Annotated in this window: 10 protein-coding genes; 2 read left to right on the top strand and 8 right to left on the bottom strand. The window is 60.1% G+C overall.

What is annotated here, in order from left to right; translation table 11 throughout:
* Nucleotides 1-57 precede the first annotated feature (57 nt).
* Nucleotides 58-2,163, top strand: a complete 2,106-nt coding sequence (locus IQ265_RS19040) for a cation:proton antiporter (RefSeq protein ID WP_194056468.1) — start codon at nucleotides 58-60, stop codon at nucleotides 2,161-2,163.
* A gap of 167 nt (nucleotides 2,164-2,330) precedes the next feature.
* Here the strand turns inward: IQ265_RS19040 and IQ265_RS19035 are convergent, their stop codons facing one another.
* Nucleotides 2,331-3,857 carry an N-acetylmuramoyl-L-alanine amidase gene (locus IQ265_RS19035; RefSeq protein WP_194056466.1) on the bottom strand — a complete coding sequence of 509 codons (1,527 nt, stop codon included), beginning with the start codon at nucleotides 3,855-3,857 and terminating at the stop codon, nucleotides 2,331-2,333.
* Nucleotides 3,858-4,334: 477 nt separating this feature from the next.
* Here IQ265_RS19035 and IQ265_RS19030 point away from each other — a divergent pair, with 477 nt between their 5' ends.
* Nucleotides 4,335-6,737, top strand: a complete 2,403-nt coding sequence (locus tag IQ265_RS19030) for a glycoside hydrolase family 9 protein (RefSeq protein ID WP_228038110.1) — start codon at nucleotides 4,335-4,337, stop codon at nucleotides 6,735-6,737.
* 197 nt (nucleotides 6,738-6,934) lie between these two features.
* Here the strand turns inward: IQ265_RS19030 and folE are convergent, their stop codons facing one another.
* The 7 genes from folE to IQ265_RS18995 all read right to left on the bottom strand — a co-directional run bounded on the left by folE (nucleotide 6,935) and on the right by IQ265_RS18995 (nucleotide 19,930).
* Entirely contained in the window at nucleotides 6,935-7,639 is a 705-nt protein-coding gene (gene folE / locus IQ265_RS19025) for a GTP cyclohydrolase I FolE (protein WP_194056464.1), read from the bottom strand.
* A gap of 80 nt (nucleotides 7,640-7,719) precedes the next feature.
* Nucleotides 7,720-8,457, bottom strand: coding sequence for an SDR family oxidoreductase (locus IQ265_RS19020; RefSeq protein ID WP_194056461.1), 738 nt, complete (start codon nucleotides 8,455-8,457; stop codon nucleotides 7,720-7,722).
* A 274-nt stretch (nucleotides 8,458-8,731) separates the two neighbouring features.
* Nucleotides 8,732-9,712 carry an acetyl-CoA carboxylase carboxyl transferase subunit alpha gene (accA, locus tag IQ265_RS19015; protein ID WP_194056459.1) on the bottom strand — a complete coding sequence of 327 codons (981 nt, stop codon included), beginning with the start codon at nucleotides 9,710-9,712 and terminating at the stop codon, nucleotides 8,732-8,734.
* 164 nt (nucleotides 9,713-9,876) lie between these two features.
* A complete protein-coding gene (locus IQ265_RS19010; protein WP_194056457.1) occupies nucleotides 9,877-10,920 on the bottom strand; it encodes a long-chain acyl-[acyl-carrier-protein] reductase in 1,044 nt (347 codons plus the stop codon).
* A 329-nt stretch (nucleotides 10,921-11,249) separates the two neighbouring features.
* Complete coding sequence (locus IQ265_RS19005; RefSeq protein WP_228038109.1) at nucleotides 11,250-12,098, bottom strand: acyl-CoA desaturase; 849 nt, start codon at nucleotides 12,096-12,098, stop codon at nucleotides 11,250-11,252.
* Nucleotides 12,099-12,485: 387 nt separating this feature from the next.
* Nucleotides 12,486-13,418, bottom strand: a complete 933-nt coding sequence (locus IQ265_RS19000) for a DUF6208 family protein (RefSeq protein ID WP_194056453.1) — start codon at nucleotides 13,416-13,418, stop codon at nucleotides 12,486-12,488.
* Entirely contained in the window at nucleotides 13,409-19,930 is a 6,522-nt protein-coding gene (locus tag IQ265_RS18995) for a type I polyketide synthase (RefSeq protein ID WP_194056451.1), read from the bottom strand. Before IQ265_RS18995 ends, IQ265_RS19000 begins: the two co-directional genes overlap by 10 nt.
* Nucleotides 19,931-19,947: the final 17 nt, after the last annotated feature.

Genomic DNA, 19,947 nt, shown 5'->3' with positions numbered 1-19,947 from the left:
CCTGACGTGGTGTTATAGATAAGCAATCAGTAAACTAACTCCCTACCTATAAAGGCCATGATTCACCTTGGGCTAGAATTTAGCGCGGCGATCGCCGCGTCAGGGATTTTCGCTAGGGCAGTACCCCTACCCCTGGGGCAGCTTTTACAGGAGCCTATCACTGACCCGGTAGCGATCTTTCTGACGATTCTGGCCATTATGCTGGTCGCCCCGCTGCTGGTTGAACGGCTGCGGCTGCCGGGCATCATTGGTTTGATTTTGGCTGGCGTTATAGTAGGCCCCTACGGGTTGGGCATTTTGGATCGCGACCCTACCATTGTGCTGCTGGGCACGGTAGGGCTGCTGTTTCTGATGTTTTTAGGCGGTCTCGAAACCAGCCTCGATGACCTCAAGCGCAACGCTGACAAACCGATTATTTTTGGCCTAGCCACCTTTGTGGTGCCCATGGTGATTGGCACTGGGGTCATGGTGGCCCTGGGCTATAGTTTTTGGGCGGCGGTACTGGTGGCCTCCTGCCTGGCCTCTCATACCCTGGTGGCGCTGCCTGTGCTCAACAAGCTGGGCATCATGCGGCACCCGTCCTCTACCGCCACCCTGGGGGCAACGCTGATTACCAACGTGCTGGCGCTGCTGGTGCTGGCCGTGGTGGTCAAGGCCGACCAGGGCGATCTCACCCTTGGGTTTTGGCTGTTTTTAATTCCGGCCCTGACAATCTACACTTTTGCCGTACTGTGGGGCGTGCCCAAGCTGGGTCGCTGGTTTTTTAAAAAATTTGGCCACGACGAAGGGGCTGAATTTACGTTTGTGCTGGCGGCCCTGTTTGTGGCCTCATACCTGGCCAGCCTGATTGAGATTGAACCTATTGTCGGGGCGTTTTTGGCTGGGGTGGCCATTACTCAGATTATCCCCCGCCTGAGCCCGCTGATGAACCGGGTGCAGTTTATTGGCAACACCCTGTTTGTGCCCATTTTCTTGATTTCTGTGGGCATGCTGGTCGACCCGCTGATTTTGGTTCGCAACCCCCAGTCGCTGTTGTTGGTCAGCATTGTTGTGCTGGCGGAGTTGGTCAGTAAGTTTGTGGCGGCCTGGGTAGCGGCTCGCTGGTTTAAGTGGAAATTTCCCAGCACGATGGTGATGTTTGGCCTGTCGATGGCCCAGGCGGCCTCTACCCTGGCCGCTATTACCATCGCCTTCGACATTGGCCTGGTCGATGAAGTGGTGGTCAATGCCATTATCCTGATGATTTTGGTCAGTTGCGTACTGTCGCCGTGGGTCGTAGCGCGCTGGGGTGCTCAGCTCCAGACTCAGCCCGCTGAGGCTGAAGCGGCCCCGGTGGACGCTCAGAATGTACCGATGGTTCCAACCTTGGGCAAGCGCGTGCTCATTCCGGTGGCCAACCCCAGTACCGAAGACAACCTGCTGCAGCTGGCGATTATTCTGACCAAGCGGGTTGAGGGTACTCTGCTGCCCCTGCACGTGCTGCCCGATCGCAACCAACCCATTGCCGAGGCCGACAAAACCCGCCAAAATCGTCTGCTCGAAACCGCCGAAACCATTGCCCACGCCGCTACGATTCCGGTCGAAACCATTGGTCGCATCGACGACTCCATTGCCTGGGGCATCTTGCGCACTATTCAAGAGCGCGATGCCGATCTGCTGATTTGCGGCTGGAAGGGTTTTTCGACCTATCGAGAGAATTTCTTTGGCAGCGTTATCGACACCATTGTGCGATCGGCAACTATTCCAGTGCTGATCAGTCGCTTTCCACAGCCAATTGAGAACACTGAAAAAGTGGTGCTGGCCGTTACCGGCAGGCAGGCCAACCTGGGGCAAATTAAGCAGACCCTAACTATTACCCAGTGTTTGGCTGAAGAGCTCAAGGCTCCTCTCCACGTGGTGCAGATGACCGTGGGCTCGGCCCGCGATCGCAAGCTCACCGCCCTGCTTCAGGAAGAAGACATTGTCGTGCAGCCCGTGCAGGGCAACACCGTTAAACAGGTGTCAGAGGCGGTTCAGCCCAACACCCTGCTGGTTCTGATCGCCAGCACTCGTATGGTTGGCCAGTCAGCCCTGGGTCGAGAGCCCGAGGCCATTACCAAAGCTAACTGGGATACCAACATTCTGGTGCTGCACTTCCCAGCCAAACCCACAAAACGCGCCTGATGTGAATTTTAGACTGGCGATTTTGAATCTTGGCTCAGGCAAAAGGTACCCTCCGCAGGCTCATCTACCACATCTAATACCAGATATGGTGTCACGATCGCCGGGGTCCCTGCATCTCCTAACTCACAATTGATCCAAAAGCGAAAATCCAAAACCATTGAATTTTCCTAGGGCCGACCACTCAGGTAGTTGACAATGCCCTGGGCGATCGCCTGACCCATCTGGGCCTGCCAGCGGGGGTCGCGCAGCTTCGGCGCATCGGTGGCTCCGGTTACAAAGCCGATTTCGATCAGTGCAGCGGGCATCGAGGTGCGGCGTAGCACCAAAAACCGGGCCTGGCGGACGCCGCGATCGTTCATGGCCATAGTACTCAGTACCTGCCGCTGCAGGGCCGTGGCCAGCACCTGCCCCGAATCTGAGTAGTAGTAGGTTTCCAGGCCGTTAACCTCCGGGCGCTGCATATTAACCGCGTTGGCGTGAATGCTGACAAATACCGTCGCCCGCGCTGTTTCAGCCATGGTGGCCCGAGGCTGTAGGTCTACCGTTTGGTCGCTTTGGCGGGTCATCTGCACCGCAATGCCCTGGGCCTGTAGGGCCGCCGCTGTGTATTGCGCTACTGCCAGTACCACACCCTTTTCCTGCAGGCCGCCAATGCCCACCGCACCGGGGTCAACCCCGCCGTGGCCAGGGTCGAGCATGACCAGTACCTGGCCACGGCTCGGTGAGTAGGGGGTAACCGTGGGCTGCGGTACTGGGGTAGCCACCGCTGGGGGGGCTACGGTTTGATTGACCGGCGGCGGGGCTACCGCGTTAATGACCGGCAGCACCACCGTGGTCGCCGGCGCGGCAATCTGACTGGGAGCCATGCCGATGGGTGTTACCCAAACGCCGCCGCTGGCCAGGGGCGTAATTTGCCAGTCGGGGCTGTGCCCATCTAGCGTTAGGGTAACGCGGATGGCGGGCGGGGCCGTCGCAAACTGAGTCAGGCTCCAGCGGGAAATGCCGTAGCGCCCCTGGGGCAACGCCTCGGCAACCAGTCCAGGGGCAATGGCCGCATCCAGCAGATCAATCACAATCTGCCGCGCCTGGTTGGCATCGCGGGTGCGGTACACATGCACCTGGGGGGCAGCACCCGCGGTGGGGATAAAAAACCCTTCAGCCGTAGTCTGAACGCCGCGCAGCACCGTAGCTGTGGCCCTGACTGCTGCCGTAGTCACCTGGTTGCGGCTAATCAGCGGCGGCATCGGTTCGGTACCCACCGCTGTTAGAGGCCGCGAGGCGATCGCTTTAGACAGATCGGGAATAGTTAGGGTGCTATTGGGAAACGCACTGTTGGAGGCGTCAGCCTGAGTGGCGCTGGGCAGCTGCACGACCCACTGCTGGTTGGTCATCCCCCACACCTTCACCTGTTTGGGGTCGAGGGTATAGTCGGGGCTCAGGTCCAGCACCATCCGGGTGGTGCGGGCATTGGCCTGGGTCACCCGCACCGCCTGCACCGGCCCACCGATAATTTGATTACCTAAAGTCTCATCCGACGCAATACCCGGCAGGTCGATGACCAGCTGGTGGGGGTTGGTTAACAGGCTAACCTGGGGTTGAACCCCGCTCTCGGTGGTAAAGATAAGGCGGTTTTGGCCGGTGTCAAACTGCCAGGTCTGCAGCCGCGCGCTGGCCCTGGCCGGGAGGCTTCCCAACAGGCACACCCCAGCCACGCCAACCACTCCAGAAAAAAACTGCCTCAGCCGCAATTGGGCCAATCTCCCCACACACCACAGAATTTAGCCTGACCTGAGCGCGATCGCCAGGCGATCGCAGGCCGCTAACTACGCCAGCTTCAGCTCCCTATAAAAGTCCACCTGGCTTTAGAAATTGGCTCTCAAACGCCAAAATGGCTCTTTAAGCTGTTTTTGAAGGGCTGAATTGGCTCGATATTAGCTCACTTTTAATGAAGTAAAACCCCAATTATTTAGCTGCGGTAAAACTTTGACAGCTCTGGGAGCAACTGACTCCACACCTCTTACCAGAATCGCTACTATGGCCCGAGGGCGTTGGGCTAACGTTTAGACTGCAGGTTTTAGCCATACCCAACAGCACCAGAACAGCGTCAAAATCGCGCCACAGTAGCGCCAGAATCGCGCCACAGTAAATGGCTTAAAGGGGGTCTAATAGGAATGTTGTCAACGCTCTACCGCTGGCCTCGCAAAACAGCACTCTGGTTTGGCATACTGGCCTTTTCAGTGGCCTGTACCACAGGCACCCTAGGCCGTCTGCCTACGGCCCAGTCCGGGCAGCCCGATCTGAGCGTGGGCGTTATTAGCCCCGAAATTGTTGTGGTTTCGGTGCGCCAGGGCAGCGTTACCCACGCCCGGCAGACCCCCTACCAGGCCGAACCCCAAGATCGCTTAGAGACCTCAGGCAACGACACCTGGGTGATTCGACGAGGACAAGCCCTGGGCACGCTGGTTGGCCCCGACCAAGACATTCTCTACGGGTTCGATCGCTACACTGAAACCCCATTTAATGCCGATCGCGCCAGCCAGCCGCGCAGCTATCGCATTCAGTCGCAGAATGACCCCGGCTACCGCCAGTCGGCTGCCCCTGAGGAGGTCTACCGCAAAAGCAAGCCGATAGACCTCGCCCGTATGGGGCGCGGCGGCGATTTGCGCTGGGCCATGGAGCATCGCTTTTACCTGCGGCTGCCAACTCCTCTGACCCCAGGGAAAACCTACAAAATTGAGCTGACGGGTCAAGAGAAGCCGCCACTGACCCTTACTTACCAGCCCGAGCGGCAGTACAGTGAGGCGGTGCACATCTCTGCGGTCGGTTTTCGCCCCGACGACCCGGTAAAAGTGGGCTTTTTATCGACCTGGATGGGCACAGGTGGCGGGCTCAGCTACCCGGAAGGACTGTCGTTTCAGGTAATTGATGAGGCTAGTCAGCAAACAGTATTTACGGGGAAGGCGCGCCGCCGCTACCGCAGCGGCGATAGTGAAGACGCCCGCGATCGCACCTATACCCTCGCCGATGTTGACCAGCTCGACTTTAGCGACCTCAATCAGCCCGGACGTTATCGGCTCTGTGTAGACACCGTCGGCTGCTCTAACCCCTTTGCCGTCGCTGACAATACCTGGCAGCAGGCCTTTCACCTAGCGGCTCGCGGGTTTTACCACCAGCGCAGCGGCATTGAGCTAGGGCCTCCCTACACAGATGTGGAGCGCCCCCGGCCCTTTCACCCCGACGATGGGGTCGTCGTGTACCAATCGAGCACGGGGTTAATGGACACCGGCAACGGCCTTAACGCCCAGGGCACGGACGACGGCAACTTTGGCAACCTGGTGCGGGGCAAAACGAATACGACCGTGGCCAACGCCTGGGGCGGCTACTTCGATGCGGGCGACTGGGACCGCCGGGTGCAGCACCTGGATGTCGCTCGCTGGCTGCTAGAGCTGCTAGAACTTTTTCCTCAGCCGATGGAACTGGCGCTCAATATTCCAGAATCTGATAACGATTTACCCGATGTGCTCGACGAGGTGCTGTGGGGCGTTGACTTCTTCCGCCGCTTGCAAACTCCCGAAGGCGGCATTCGCGGCGGCATTGAGTCGGCGGAGCACCCTCGCCGGGGCGAAACCAGCTGGCAGGAGTCGCTGCCGGTTATGGCCTATGCCCCAGATCCCTGGAGCAGCTACATTTATGCAGGAGTCGCCGCCCGCACCGCCCGATTGATCGCTACCTATGCCCCCGACCAGGTCCAGGGCTATCGCGACAGTGCCCTGGCCGCCATGAACTGGGCCGAAGCTCGCCACCGCGAAGGCATTGAGGCTCTGGAGTGGGCTCGCTATCGCATTGAGGCCGATCGCGCGCTAGCGGCCCTGGAGATTTACCGGCTGACGGGCGATCGCGCCTGGCACGATCGCTTTGTCGCCGCGCAATCGGCCCTGCCCGCCGAGGCCCGAGAGGACTACCGCATTACCAGCCCCCTGCGAGAAATCGCTTTTCTCTACGCCCGCATGCCCGTCGACCAGGTCGATACCGACCGGCAAGCCGAGCTGCGAGCCGAGCTGCTGGCCGAAGCCGAAGCCGCTGTCAAAACGGGCCAGACTACAGCCTTTGGCTGGACAAAGCTCATTCCATCGACCCCCGTGGGCTGGGGTGATGGGCTGGGCGCACCCAAGGCCCGTACCCTGCTGCGAGCCCATGCGCTGACGGGCCGCGATCGCTACCTCAAGGCCGCCCTACTGGCCTGTCAGTTCTCCGCCGGGGCCAACCCCGACAATATGACCTACACCACCGGCCTCGGCCCTAAATCGCCCCAAAACCCTCTGATCGTCGATCAGCGCATTACTGGCGATCTGCTGCCGGGCATCACGCTGTACGGCCCCATCGACACCGGCATGTACGGCGATGAGTGGTTCTTTGACGTGCTGGAGTCGGTGGCGGTACCTCCAGCCCGCGAGTGGCCCTCCATTGAGACCTATTTTGATATCTACTTTGTGCCCAACATCAACGAGTTCACCGTTATGCAAAGCATGGCCGATGCCGCCTACGCCTGGGGCTACCTGACCGGGCGAGACTAGAGCGCCGATCAAAAACCCCGGTTTCTCGACGAACAGACCCAGGCTACTGGGGCTGCGACAAGGAAACCGGGGTTTTAGCCCTGCTAATACTTCGAGGCTCTAGCTCAATAACCCTTCGTACCAGGTAAAGAGGCAAACAACCGTTTGCCCCTACAGATGCCATTGTTTGAACAGGTTTTTTTAAACCGGATGCTGGTTTAGAAGAACGACGGCTGGTGACGGATCAGGCTGAGAAACTCTTCGCGAGTTTTAGAATCTTCCTGAAACACCCCCAGCATGGCGCTGGTCACCGTCCAGGAGCCGGGCTTTTGCACGCCGCGCATGACCATGCACATGTGGCTAGCTTCTACCACTACAGCCACGCCTTTGGGGTCAAGAATTTCCTGTACGGCCTCGGCAATCTGGCGGTTCAGACGCTCCTGCACCTGCAGACGGCGCGAGTACATCTCAACAATGCGGGCCAGCTTGCTCAGCCCCACCACTCGCTGATTGGGAATGTAGGCAACGTGGGCGCGCCCCATAAAGGGCAGCATGTGGTGCTCGCAGAGGCTAAACAAATTGATATCGCGCACCAGCACCATCTCGTTGTGGCCCTCGTCAAAGATAGCCCCGTTGACCAGTTCCTCTAGAGACTGCTGGTAACCGCTGGTGAGAAACCGCATGGCTTCGGCTACGCGCTTCGGCGTTTTGAGCAGCCCCTCCCGCTCGGGGTCTTCACCCACCGACAGCAGCATGGTGCGCACGGCGTCGGTCATATCCTCCTGGCTGGTCTCAGGAATGGGATACTGGTCAGCATCGTCGCGGTAGCTGCTGGTGCGATCGGGGCGAATTTCGGGCTGGGCGATTTTGGGCACACCACTGGTAACTTTGTCGTTAAGGCTGTTTGAGGATGCAATAGTCATAGGGGTTTTAAACACTCTAGAGGTTCAACAAAATAGAGGCCACTCGCTGAGTTGGCCAGGGCGCTACGGGTAAAAACTTGCTACAGGGCTCCGCCAGCAGGCATGAGAGTGAGGTCTTCAATCACCGCCTGGGAAGGCAAGAGAATGGTGTGCAGAACGGTTTGCGCCACCACCTCTGGAGACAGCATAGAAGACCGATCGAAGTCGGCTTGCACCGTGTCGGTATCCCAAATAGGCGTATTGACAGCACCTGGAGATAGGGTAACCACGCGAATACCGTGGGCCCGTTCTTCTACTGCTAACACCCGCGACAGCGCCGCCAAAGCGGCTTTGCTAACGCTGTAAGCCCCCCAGTCTGGAAAGGCAGACTTAGCCGCAACGGAGGAAATGTTGACAATGGTGCCTCCGCCCCCGGCCCGCAGCGTGGGCAAAACGGCCTGAATGCACTGGAACACGCTGGTCAGGTTTAAGTCCATCACCCGCTGCCAGTCGGCTAGAGGCGTAGTGGCAAGTGCTCCGGTGTAGCCCATACCAGCATTGTTGACCACTACGCTGAGGGGGCCGAAATCGGCCAGCACCTCCGCCATGCGGTCTTGCAGGGCCTCCAGTTGAGCTAGGTCAACGGCGTAGGCCTTAACCACGATTCCGTAGATCGCCAATTCCTCCTGCACCGGCTGGAGCGAGTCTAGGGAGCGGCTGATCAGGGCAACGTCGTAGCCCGACTGGGCCAGGGCATGGGCGATCGCGCGACCAATACCGCGGCTAGCCCCAGTTACCAGGGCGCGGCGCGGCAGGTCAGGAAACGTAGGAGTCTGCAATAGAAAGTACCCATCAACAAAGAACGTGGGTTGTTAACACCCAGGGTCACAGGGTTGAGACAGGCAGCCCCAGCTCAGGGCTTCGTCTAACCCATTGACTATGTTAACAAATGTAAACGGTTTATGAGCGTTGTTATCGCTGGCCAGCATCCTGGGGCTGTTTTAACCCTGGCGCTCGCCTCAGTCTGGCCCATGCATAAACGATTGACTCTTTCTCCTGTGGTTGGCGGAAGGTGGCTGCCACGGCGCGGCGTAGATTAACCCTAGAGTGCCCCTAAGCTGCCTCGGCAAAGACGCCGATCTGACGGTATTTTTGGTAGCGCAGCTGCTGCCGAGCCGCTGGGGTGAGCTGAGATAACTCGGCTAGCTGCTCGATTAGCGCTTGCTTGAGGCTATCTGCGGCCTCGATCGGGTGGGCATGGGCTCCGCCGACGGGCTCGGGCAGCAGCACGTCTAAAAGGCCCAGCTGCTTGAGGTCCCAGGAGGTAATCTTGAGGGCTTCGGCGGCTTCTCCCGAACGAGCGGCATCCTTCCACAGGATAGCGGCGCAGGCTTCGGGGCTGGCGACAGTGTAGACCGAGTGCTCGAACATCATCAGGCGATCGCCCACCCCAATGCCCAGGGCACCGCCAGAGCCCCCCTCACCGATGATGGTGCAAACAATGGGCACCGAAAGGCTAAACATTTCTCGCAGGTTGTAGGCGATCGCTTCGCCCTGGCCCATTTCTTCGGCCTCGTAGCCAGGGTAGGCCCCTGGAGTATCAATAAAGGTAATGATTGGCATTGAAAAGCGATCGGCGTGGCGCATTAGCCGCATTGCCTTGCGGTAGCCCCCCGGCGAGGCCATGCCAAAATTGCGGGCCACGTTGTCTTTGGTATCGCGCCCCTTTTGATGGCCCAAAATGACCACGGGTTGACCGTCTAGGCGGGCAACGCCGCCCACGAGAGCTGGGTCATCTTTGCCCGAGCTGCGATCGCCGTGCAGCTCAATCCACTCGTCGGTAATCGCTTGAATATAGTCGAGAGTGCTGGGGCGACGGGGGTGGCGCGCCACCTGCAGGCGCTGAGCTGGCGTCAGGTTGGAAAAAATTTCCTGGCGCAGGTGGGTGGCGCGGGCCTCTAGCTGGCGCAGCTGAGCCGAGACATCAACATCATTCTCCTCAGCCAGATCGCGAATTTGATCAATGCGGGCCTCCAGTTCAACCAGGGGCTTCTCAAACGATAGCAAAATCGACTTGCGCTCAGGTGGGGCCATAGCCAGGGGGATACAAAAACAAAAACCAGCCAGCGTTAACCAGAGATCTCCCAGCCATCGGGCGGAAAATCCTGATCCATTCGCATCCTAGGATACCAAGACGGCGACCCGATCGCCTAAGGTTAGCCCCACCCAGCCGCGGGAAAAGTCTCTTTTCACAAGCCTCAAGCCACCAGAGGAGCCGCGTTGAGGTCAAGCAGCGGGCGAAACCCGTGCCGCCGCGACGACTGACCGATCAGATCCATCTTTTCGAGGCTGATTTGGTTGCGACCCCAGGAAAAGTTGGTGTGCCACTGCTCAAACTCCAGCAGCATCGACTCAGCAAAGCAGGCAAAGATTTGACGGTTGGGCACATCCATATTCACGATGTTCATGATCCGCCAGTCGATATCAAGGGAATGCTCGACAATGCCGCCCTTCAGAATGTGAACACCATCGTAGTTGAAGTGCTGATCGAGGTTCTTGGGGTAGCCGCCATCGATCATCAGGCAGGGGCGCTTGAGCCGGGCGGGGTCAACCCCGACGCCCTTAGTCATGCTGGCTACCCACACCACAATGTCAGCTTTGGGCAGGGCGTGGTCTAGGGTCATGGGCACGCCACCGCCCAGTTCTGCCTGTAGGAGACAAAGGCGCTCTCGGTTGCGGGCAATGAGCAGCAATTCTTTGATATTGGTGCGGGCACTCAGCCAGCGGCAGACGGCGCTGCCAATGTCTCCCGTGGCCCCGCAGACGGCTACGGTGGCGTCAGACAGGTTGATGCTGAGCGTTTCAGCCGCCGCAACAACCTGCTGACAAATAACGTAGGCCGTGTGGGTATTGCCGGTGGTGAACCGCTCAAACTCCAGAGTGACATTGCGCACCCGCTGAATTTGGCTAAGGTGAAAATTCTCAAACACAATCGACGAAAATCCGCCCAGCGCAGTGATGTCGATGCCGTGCTTCTGAGCGTGGGCCATAGCATTGACGATCTTGCGGGTAGCCGCTTTGATGCGTTTAGCCGCAAGCATTTCGGGCAAAAAACACGACTCGACGTAGCGGCCTTCGATCTGCTGTCCGGTGATGCTGGTGACCTGGATGGGGTCAAAGATTTGGGGTGGGGCGCTGCACCAAAAGTCTAAGCCTCGGGTCGCATATTCGGGATACCCCAGGTCCCGGGCTACCGCCTGGGCATGCTGAAGACTGGTCAAATGTCCAATTAGGCCAAACATTGCAGATTTAGTTAACAAAAGTTGTGGGTTAGAAAACCTGGGTGCAGGTCAACAATTCCACTACGATAAACTGCCCCCAGCCGGATTAAATCGCGCCCTGGTTGGAGAGAGAATGGCTGTGCAGTTCTTTACTTCCCAGCTCTCCAGGGACTTGCATAGCAATTCGAATTAATTTTTATCAGCGACAACTACGATAGCCCCTGATCAGACTATGTGCAGGAACTCATCGGCCTCAGTCCTGGCCTGGGCGACCTGTGGAACCACTGCCAAGGCTACGTAAGTTTGGGGCCGAAGCCCTGGACACCGCCAAAGGGAGGCCTAACCAAATCTCAGAGGGACGAACTGACGTAGGCAGGCTCTCGGTGTTTGGCACGGGCCAGCAGATCGGTTTCAGCTGGCACCCTGAGTTTTGAGGCCAACCCAAAGAACTCCATCAGTTTTACGAACCTAAAGGTGGGGTCAGGCAGATAGACGACCTGGCCATCGCGAATAGTAATGCCATGGCGACTGGAGGCCTGAAAAGCATGGTGCATATTGTGCCAGCCTTCACCCATAGTGAGCAGTGCCACAAAACTGTTGTTGCGGCTTTGATCGTCAGTAGCAAAGGGTTGAGCACCAAATATATGGGCCAAGGAGTTTACCGTTTGCACACCATGAAACAGGAGCGTCGTGCTGAGGAAGAAGGCTCCGAGATATTCCACTCCTCCAATAAAGTAAGAGATTATCCCAAGTGCAACAAGGGGGATGAAGTGGAAGCGATCAATCAATCTTAAAACCAGATCACTTTCAACGTCTAATGGAAGTTTGGTGGGCAATAAACGTGGGGATAACAACCAACCGATGTGAGACCAATAAAGGCCTCTGCTATCCTTAGGGGGGGCGTAGGGAGAATGAGGATCTAAAGCTCGATCTGTATGCTGGTGATGGGCCAAGTGGTGAGCTTTCCAGCAGCTTGGGCCTAACTGCCCTGCCGACGCAGCCACGACACTACCTCCCCATTTCACCCAAGTAGGAGCTTGGTAGGATTTATGGGTAATTAGCCGGTGGTAAATCACCGTAGTTGCCATTGCTCGACTGATGTAAAGTAGCGCCATCCATAGGATAGAGGCCCAAGATAGACCAGTTATGAGAATGAGTAAAGAACCGACATGGCTGACTGTGATTAGCGTCGGAGCCATTAGATAAGAAGCAACTGTAAATTGAGAATATGGCCGCATTATTTCCTTTATCTAAAGGGGTAGTTGACAAAACTGTGGAGCCGGGAAGTAGTGTGAACGCGAACCTCTGCTAAAGGCTTGCCCCTAGCATTTAATCGACCTTGAAATAGTCGGGCATCCCAGCTGTATTTGTCCTGTCGGTTGTTAGGTAAGACAGGCGTTTGAAAAGCACGTGCTCTGCCATCGGCGGCTGGCCAGACTCAAGCCAGATTCGGGCTGAGCGCAGCCGAGGGAGAGCTCCCTCGATCCCAGACTGGCTCAGATTAGCTCAGAGAATCAGCGTTTGCCGCTCTGGCAGGGCAGACTGGTTTGCCTAAACGCTTCCGCTTAGTCAAGCACCAACATATTCTAGGTTACTGAAAATTGAATGGCGGGTTTGGCCATAGCCATGGCCGCTGGGGTTTTCGGGTGCACCCGCAGGATGTAGACCCCCTGTTCGGGCAGGGGCTTGGTGGTGTGGTGGTCGGTGACAAGGGGGTACCAATCCATGGGGAAGCAGTCGCGGCTGTAGAGGCTGAAATAGAGGCTGTGGGTGTCTCGCAGGGTCGGGGGCAGGTCGATGGTGAGCTGTTCTCCCCGATCCAGTGCGCCGTAGAAAAAGTGGGTTTCTGGGTTAGGGACGGGGAGAAAAATCGGTTTGACTACCGATCGCGGTAGCCACTGCATCCAGCGCAGCAGGGGGTAGACGTAGAAGTTTAGGGCGCTAAACAGCAGGCTCCGACGGGGAGCCAGACCGCGATAGAACTGGTTGAAGTCGGGCGGGGCCGATCGCGTTTCTGAGGCCAGGGCTGGGGTGCCATCGACGGCGATCGCGGGCAGCTGCACGGGGTTGCGCCAGTCGTAGTGGCGCAACCCCACCAGATAGCGCCCTGGGGGCAGGGTAATGGTGGCGGTGTCTTGGTCGGGGGGCACCGTGAGGGAGCTGATGCTGGTCAGGGTTTTGTATCCCTTGAGGGTGTAGACCACCGCCGTCCAGGTGGGGGCCGACTGCCAGAGCGATCGCACATCTAGCGCGATCGTAGACTGCACGGTGAAGGGACCTGCGATCGCAATCAGCGCGTGCAGGTTCCACCGGGCCCGGCTCATGGTCCACAGCAGCTTGAGGGGCGACTGCAAAAAGTCTGCCGAAACCACCTGCCAGTCGGCCTTTACCTTGGTGTCGGTGGGGTTGTAGTAGCGGCTGATCAGTGTCAGGGTGCCTCGCACCAGCCGCGAAAACCCAAAGGACAATAGCCCCAGGGGAATTTCCCACAGAATGGCAAGCTGGCGGGTCAGGGGCATGGGCGGGGCTCCGTTGGAGGTGTTGTAGATGGGCTCTCGGGAGCCAGGGCAGCGCGAATGACCTGAGCCAGACCCCCAGGGGTTTCAAGGGGCAGGTCATGGCCTCCGGCTAGCGTTACCTGGTTGGCATCAGGCAAACTTGCTTGCAGAAACGCCAAATCTTCAGGTCGATTGAACTGGCTGCTCTGGCCAAATACTACCGTAGTGGACCGCTGAATCCCCTTGAGAATCTGGCCGTAGCCCTGGCGATCGAGCAGGCCGCCGCTCAGGCCCAGGGTTGTACGGGTCTGCAATCGCGGATCGCTACGCCACACCACGCCCCCCTCGACCACCTGAGTGAGTCGCTGGGCCATCGCCTCGGCCATGGGCGGCGACAGGTAGGGTTTTAGGGCCAGCAATCGCTGGGCCGCCACCGCCACCGACGCCATCACGGTTGGCTGAGGGGCATGGGTTAGGGCATCGAGATGGGCCACTAGCTGAGTCGCAGGTTCTAGGGATGGCGCAGGGGCTGGTACCACGGGTTCGACCAGCACCAGCTGCTGCACCCGCTCGGGCCGCAGGCTGGTCAAAATCGCCCCCAGCACCGCCCCCATGGAATGGCCTACCAGCACCACGGGGGTGTCTAGGGTGGCGGTCAGGCGATCGAGATCGCCCAAAAAGTCGAGCAGTTGATAGCCGCCATCGGGGCCAGCATGGGCCGAGCGGCCGTGACCTCTCAGGTCGGGGGCGATCGCATGGTAGCCCTGGTCGGCTAGGGCCGTCGCCACTCCATCCCAGACGGCACCGTGCTCTAAAATGCCGTGCAGCAAGAGTACTCGTGGCCCACTCTCTGGTCCCCAGTGGCACAGGCGGTAGGGACGCTCCCGCAGCAGTATCTCCTCTTCCCGCACGGCCCCCAGGGGCACGTAGCTGGGGGAGAGATCTACCGCTTCAGCCAGACCGGGGGCGGGGGAGGCCAGGGCCATGGCCTGCTCCTGGGGCAGCGGGTAGTCAAACTCCGCCGCCAGGGTTTGGCTTGTGGCCCCCAGGGGGTGGGGTAGCTGAATGCCCTGCCAGATTTTGGCTAGATGGGCCTCAATGCGGCTGCGCTGGCGAAAATTGGGGTCATCCACGGCCATAGACTGGGCGCTGATGCCGTCGGTCATGCGTCGCCCCTCGTAGGGAGTCAGCACCGCCGGATCAAAGGGCAGCTCTAGAAAGGCACACAGGTCTCGCATAGACGGTTCCGGGTCGACCACCAGGTCTTCGTAGCGCAGGGTGTAGTGGCGATCGGCATCTAAGGATTGGGCAAAGGTGCGAATGTTTTGGTTGCAGGCCTGCCACACCTGCTCCGCCAGCCGATAGGGGTCATCGGGCTCCAGATCAAAGATCTTGTACATGCGGTTGTGCACAAACGACTCGATCACCGCGTAGGGGTGGCGCACCAGGTGAATGTATTTGGCTCCCTCAAACATCTGTTCGGCCCGCTCCAGCGTCTCCAGGCTGAGACTATAGGTGGGCGATTTGTCGACTAACAGCCGCCCCTCCGCCATTTGCTGGAGTTTGTCATACACCGCTGGTACGGTGGTCTGGTGCTGTCGCCATTCGCTCAGCAGGGCTTCGGCCTGGTCTGCTTTTACCTGTAGTAGTTCCATCACCGCCCGCTGGAGACCCTCTTGCAGGTAGCTGTAGCCCAGGGCTGCACCCTGGGCCTCCAGGGTGTTAAAGGGCAGCAGGTGCAGCTCAGGGGGGCAGAACAGACCGGGATGGCCCGCCAGCATCACCCGCAGCAGGGTAGACCCGGAGCGGGGGGCCGACAGCAAAAAGACCATAGGCGGGTTGCGGCGGGCGGGCAGTGGCTCCAGCGGGGCTGGGGCCTGCCAGGGGCTCTTGGGTAGATCGGTGTCCTCCCCTTCTGATAACTCTGCCGCCACTAAACCTGCCCCAGGCCGATCGCTGACGGGGCGATGCACCCGCACCAGCTCCCGAGCGACGTAGGCCGCCAGTGCCGCCACGGTGGGGTGGGCCAGCACCTCACGCGGATATAGCACCAAATCCAGGTCCTGCTTGCACAGGGTCAGCAGCTCCATGGTCATCAGCGAGTCGATGCCCAAATCCATCAGGGGCGCATCCACGGGCACAGCCTCGGTCAGCCCCATCACCTTGGCCACCTGGGCCTGCAAGTAGGCTTGCACGGTGGCGACCCGCTCGGCCTCGGGCTGGGCCAAAATTTGCTCCAGGGGAAGAGCGATCGCCGCAGTCTTAACCACTGGTACAGTGGCTGTATCCACCGGAGCTGCAGCCAGCTCGTTCCCCACAAAGGCTGAAACGATCGCCGGGGGGCGATCGGTGGGCAAGTAACGCAGCAGGCGGGGCCAGTTTAGGTGGGCGATCGCCACTGCGGCCGGTGTTTCTGTGGTCAACAGTCGCCCCAGCCACCGCAATCCTTCTGGCGCTGCTAAGGCGGGCATGCCTCGCTGAGCCAGGGCCGTGGCGTTCTGGTGGGCGGCCATCCCTGCCCCCTGCCAAGGCCCCCAGTTAATGCTGAGGGCCGGTAGCCCTTGCTGGCGACGGTACTGGGCCAGGGCGTCTAGCCCTGCGTTGGCCGCTCCGTAATTGCCCTGACCCGGAGAACCCAACACCGAGGTAATCGACGAGAACAGCACAAACCAGTCCAAAGGCGTGGACTGAGTGAGCTGGTGCAGGTGCCAGGCTCCCTCAAGTTTGGCGGGCATCACCCGGTGGAACTGCTCGACCGACTGATTGGCCACAAAGCCATCGGCCAAAACGCCCGCCGCGTGAAACACCCCGCGCAGCGGCGGTAGCTGCTGCGCAATGCGATCGAGCAGGGCAGCTAGGGTAGCGCGATCGCCCCCATCCACCGCCTCCACCCACACCGTGGCCCCGGCCTGACGCAAAGGCTCCAGGGTTTTCTCCAGCTCGGCGCTGCTGCCCCGGCGACTTGTCAACACCAGGTGGCGCGCCCCCTGCTCGACCAGCCAGCCAGCCAGCTGCTGGCCCAGAGCACCGGTACCGCCGGTAATCAAATAAGTGGCCTCTGCCCGAATGGACTGTGCCTCAGGGGACTCGGCGAAATCTAGGATCTGTAGGCGGGGCACCCAACCCTGGGCCTGGCGTAGGGCTACCTCATCCTCACCCTGGGAATTGGTCACATGGGCTACCAGATTGTCTAGCCACGGAGCCATCACCGGGTCTGAAGCAGCCGCTGTCCCCGGCAGATCGATCAGGCCACCCCAAAGTTCTGGATGCTCCAGGCGCAGGGTGCGCCCCAGCCCCCACAGCACGGCCTGCTGGGACGACGTAATGGCATCTGAGGTCTCTACCGACTGGGCACCCTGGGTCACTAGCCACAGTTTGGGCCAGGGTTTAGAGGGGTCGGGCTGACGGGCCAGTGCCTTCACCCATTGCAGAATCGGTTCGGTCACGGCTTGGGAAGCTGGCTTAGCGTCGCTAGCCTCGGGAGCTAGCACGAGTAGGTGGGCCACCGGCTGGGGCTGGAGAGCCCCCATCAGCGCCTCGAAGGGTCGATCCTGGGCTAGCGATACCTGGTAGTGGTCAGGCTGAAGGGCCTGAAAGCGATCGCCCGCCGAAACCCGAATAGCCCCAATTCCCTGCTTTTGCAAAGTCTGGCTCAGGCTCCCCCAAAGGGCATCGGTGGCCCCCCAGATCAGCCATTGTTCGCCCGCTACAGCAGTAGCCGGAGCGATCGCCTGGGGTTGCCAGACAATGCCGTAAGCGTTGCTGGGAACAGGTTCGGGTGCGCTATCGTTTTCACGCACCGCCGCCGGACGGGCGGGCAATGCCAGGTCAATCCAGTAGCGCTGGCGTTGAAAGGGATAGGTGGGCAAGCTCAGCCACTGACGCTGGTAGGGGCGATCAAAATTAGCCCAGTCAACGGTGAGGCCCCCCTGGTAAAGATGACCTAGGGTCGTGAGCAGGGTCTGCCAATCGGCCTGGCCCCGGCGGAGGGAGGGCAGCCAGGTGTGGTTACTTTGGGCCACGCAGCGCTTGCCCATGGCGCTGAGCACCGGATGGGGGCCGACCTCAAGAAACAGGGTATGACCTGCTGCGTGCAGGGTGGCGATCGCATCGGCAAACCGCACCGGCTGGCGAGCATGGCGTCGCCAGTAGCGGGCGTCCATCGGCAGATCGGGGCCGACGAACTCCCCGGTCAGGTTCGAGACCAGGGGCAGGGTGGGGGCATGGAAGTTAATGCCCTGAGCACTCTGCTCAAACACATTGAGAATCGGATCCATCAGCGCCGAGTGAAAAGCGTGGGATACCTGCAGGGGTTTGGTGCGAATGCCCTGGCTGTGGAGGTCGTCGATCACGGCCTCCAGATCGGTCTGGGGACCGGCGATGACGGTATTATCTGGCCCATTGAGGGTGGCCAGGGAAACGGTATCGGGCAGTGCCGCTGCTACGGTGTCGGCATCGGCAAACACCGCTACCATGCCGCCGTTAGCGGGCAGGGTCTGCATCAGCCGCCCGCGCAGAGCCATCAGCCGCAGACCATCTTCCAGGCTAAAGACCCCGGCCACGCAGGCCGCCACGTATTCACCGACGCTGTGCCCCATCACCGCCGCCGGGCGAATGCCCCAGGCCATCCACAGCTGAGCCAGAGCATATTCCAGGGCGAATAGAGCGGGCTGGGTGTAGCCTGTCTGGTGCAGGGGAGCCGTAGGTGAATCTTGCCCAGTGCTGTCCTCTCCAAACAACAAACTCTGAAGGGAACGGTCTAGGTAGGGCTGCAGCAGCTCGTCGCAGCGATCGATGGTGGCTTTAAAGACGGGCTGGGTGTCGTAGAGTTGCCGCCCCATGCCGACGTACTGAGAGCCCTGGCCGGTGAAGAGGAAGACAACGCCGGGTGAGGCGGAGGGATGGAGAGGGTGAGGAGGCGGGGGGACGGGCTGCTGGAGGGCGGCGATCAGGGTGGGAAGGTCGGGGGCGAGGAGGGCGAGGCGGTGGTCGAAGGTGGTGCGCCCGGCGTTGACGGTGTGGCAAAGGTCGCCCAGGTTGGCCTGGGGCATTTGGCTGAGGGCCGTAGCCATGGTGTGGGCGTAAGTTTGCAGGGCAGGTTGCGATCGCGCCGACAGGCAAAACAGGTGCAGGGGCCGATCTGCCTCTGGTGCACCAGCAAAAACCGGGACGGCCTGGAGGGCAACGTGGGCGTTGGTGCCGCCAAAGCCAAAGGAACTCACCCCGGCGATCGCCATATTCTCGGCCTCGGCCCAGGGTTCGCGCTGCTGCTGCACCCGTAGAGGAATCTGGTCGAAGGGAATGTAGGGGTTGGGGGTGTGGAAATGCAGGCTGGGCACCAGGGTGCGGTGCCGCAGGCAGAGGGCCACCTTGATTAGGCTAGCGATGCCCGCCGCCGCCTCAGTGTGGCCAATGTTGCTTTTCACTGACCCCATCCGGATCGGCTGATCTAGCTCCCGAAAGGGGCTGAACACATTCCCCAGGGCCTTGGCCTCAATAGGGTCGCCCAGTAGGGTGCCGGTGCCGTGAGCCTCAATGTAGTCCACCTGATGGAGGGGAATGCCCGCCTGCTCGTAGGCAGCTTTGACCACCGCCTCCTGGGCGGCTGGGTTGGGGGCGGTGAGGCCGTTGGTGCGGCCGTCCTGGTTGGTGGCACTGCCCCGAATTAGGGCGTAGATGCGATCGCCGTCGGCTAGGGCCTGGCTGAGGCGTTTGAGCACCACAGTACCCACTCCCTCAGAGCGCACAAAACCGTTGGCCGCCGCATCAAAGGCTTTGCACCGCCCCTCGGGGGAGAGTGCCGTCAACTTACTAAAGCTCACGGTGACAGTGGGGGTTAGCATCAGGTTGACGCCCCCGGCCAGGGCCAGGCTGCTGTCGCCGGTCCACAGGCTCTGGCAGGCCAGATGCACCGCCACCAGAGACGATGAGCAGGCCGTGTCTATCGTCAGGCTCGGGCCCTGCAGGTTGAGCAGGTAGGATACCCGATTGGCCACCATCGTTGAGGCTAGCCCCGTGGCGGTATAGGTACCCACCACCTCTGGCCCCTGGAGCAGCATCTGGCCGTAGTCCAAGGTTGAGGCGGCGGCAAACACGCCCACTGGCTGTCCCCCCAGGTCGTGGGGCACAATGCCAGCATCCTCTAGGGCCTCCCAAACGCTCTCTAAAAACAGCCGCTGCTGGGGGTCAATGTAGGGAGCTTCGCGGGGGGCAATGCCAAAAAACGCCGGGTCAAACTGGTCTACCCCGTTGAGAAATCCGCCCCAGCGGCAGTAGGTTTTACCCGTGGCCTGAGGGTCAGCATCGTAGAAGGCATCGACATCCCAGCGATCGGCGGGCACCTCACGAATGGCGTCTTGCCCCTCGGTCAACAGCTGCCAGTAGGCCTGCAGATTGGGAGCCCCTGGCAATCGACAGGCCATCCCGACAATGGCAATGGGTTCGGGTAGCCCGCGCTTGCGCTGCAACTGTAGCTCTAACAGCAGCCGTTTCTCTGGGGAAAGGCTGCTAATTCGCCTTGCGAGATCCTCCACGGGCAACTCCCACGCTC

The sequence above is a fragment of the Nodosilinea sp. LEGE 06152 genome (assembly GCF_015207525.1).
Lineage (GTDB): Bacteria > Cyanobacteriota > Cyanobacteriia > Phormidesmidales > Phormidesmidaceae > Nodosilinea.
The sequence above is the reverse complement of the archived record's forward strand: the minus strand, read 5'-3'. Positions and strand labels throughout refer to the sequence as shown.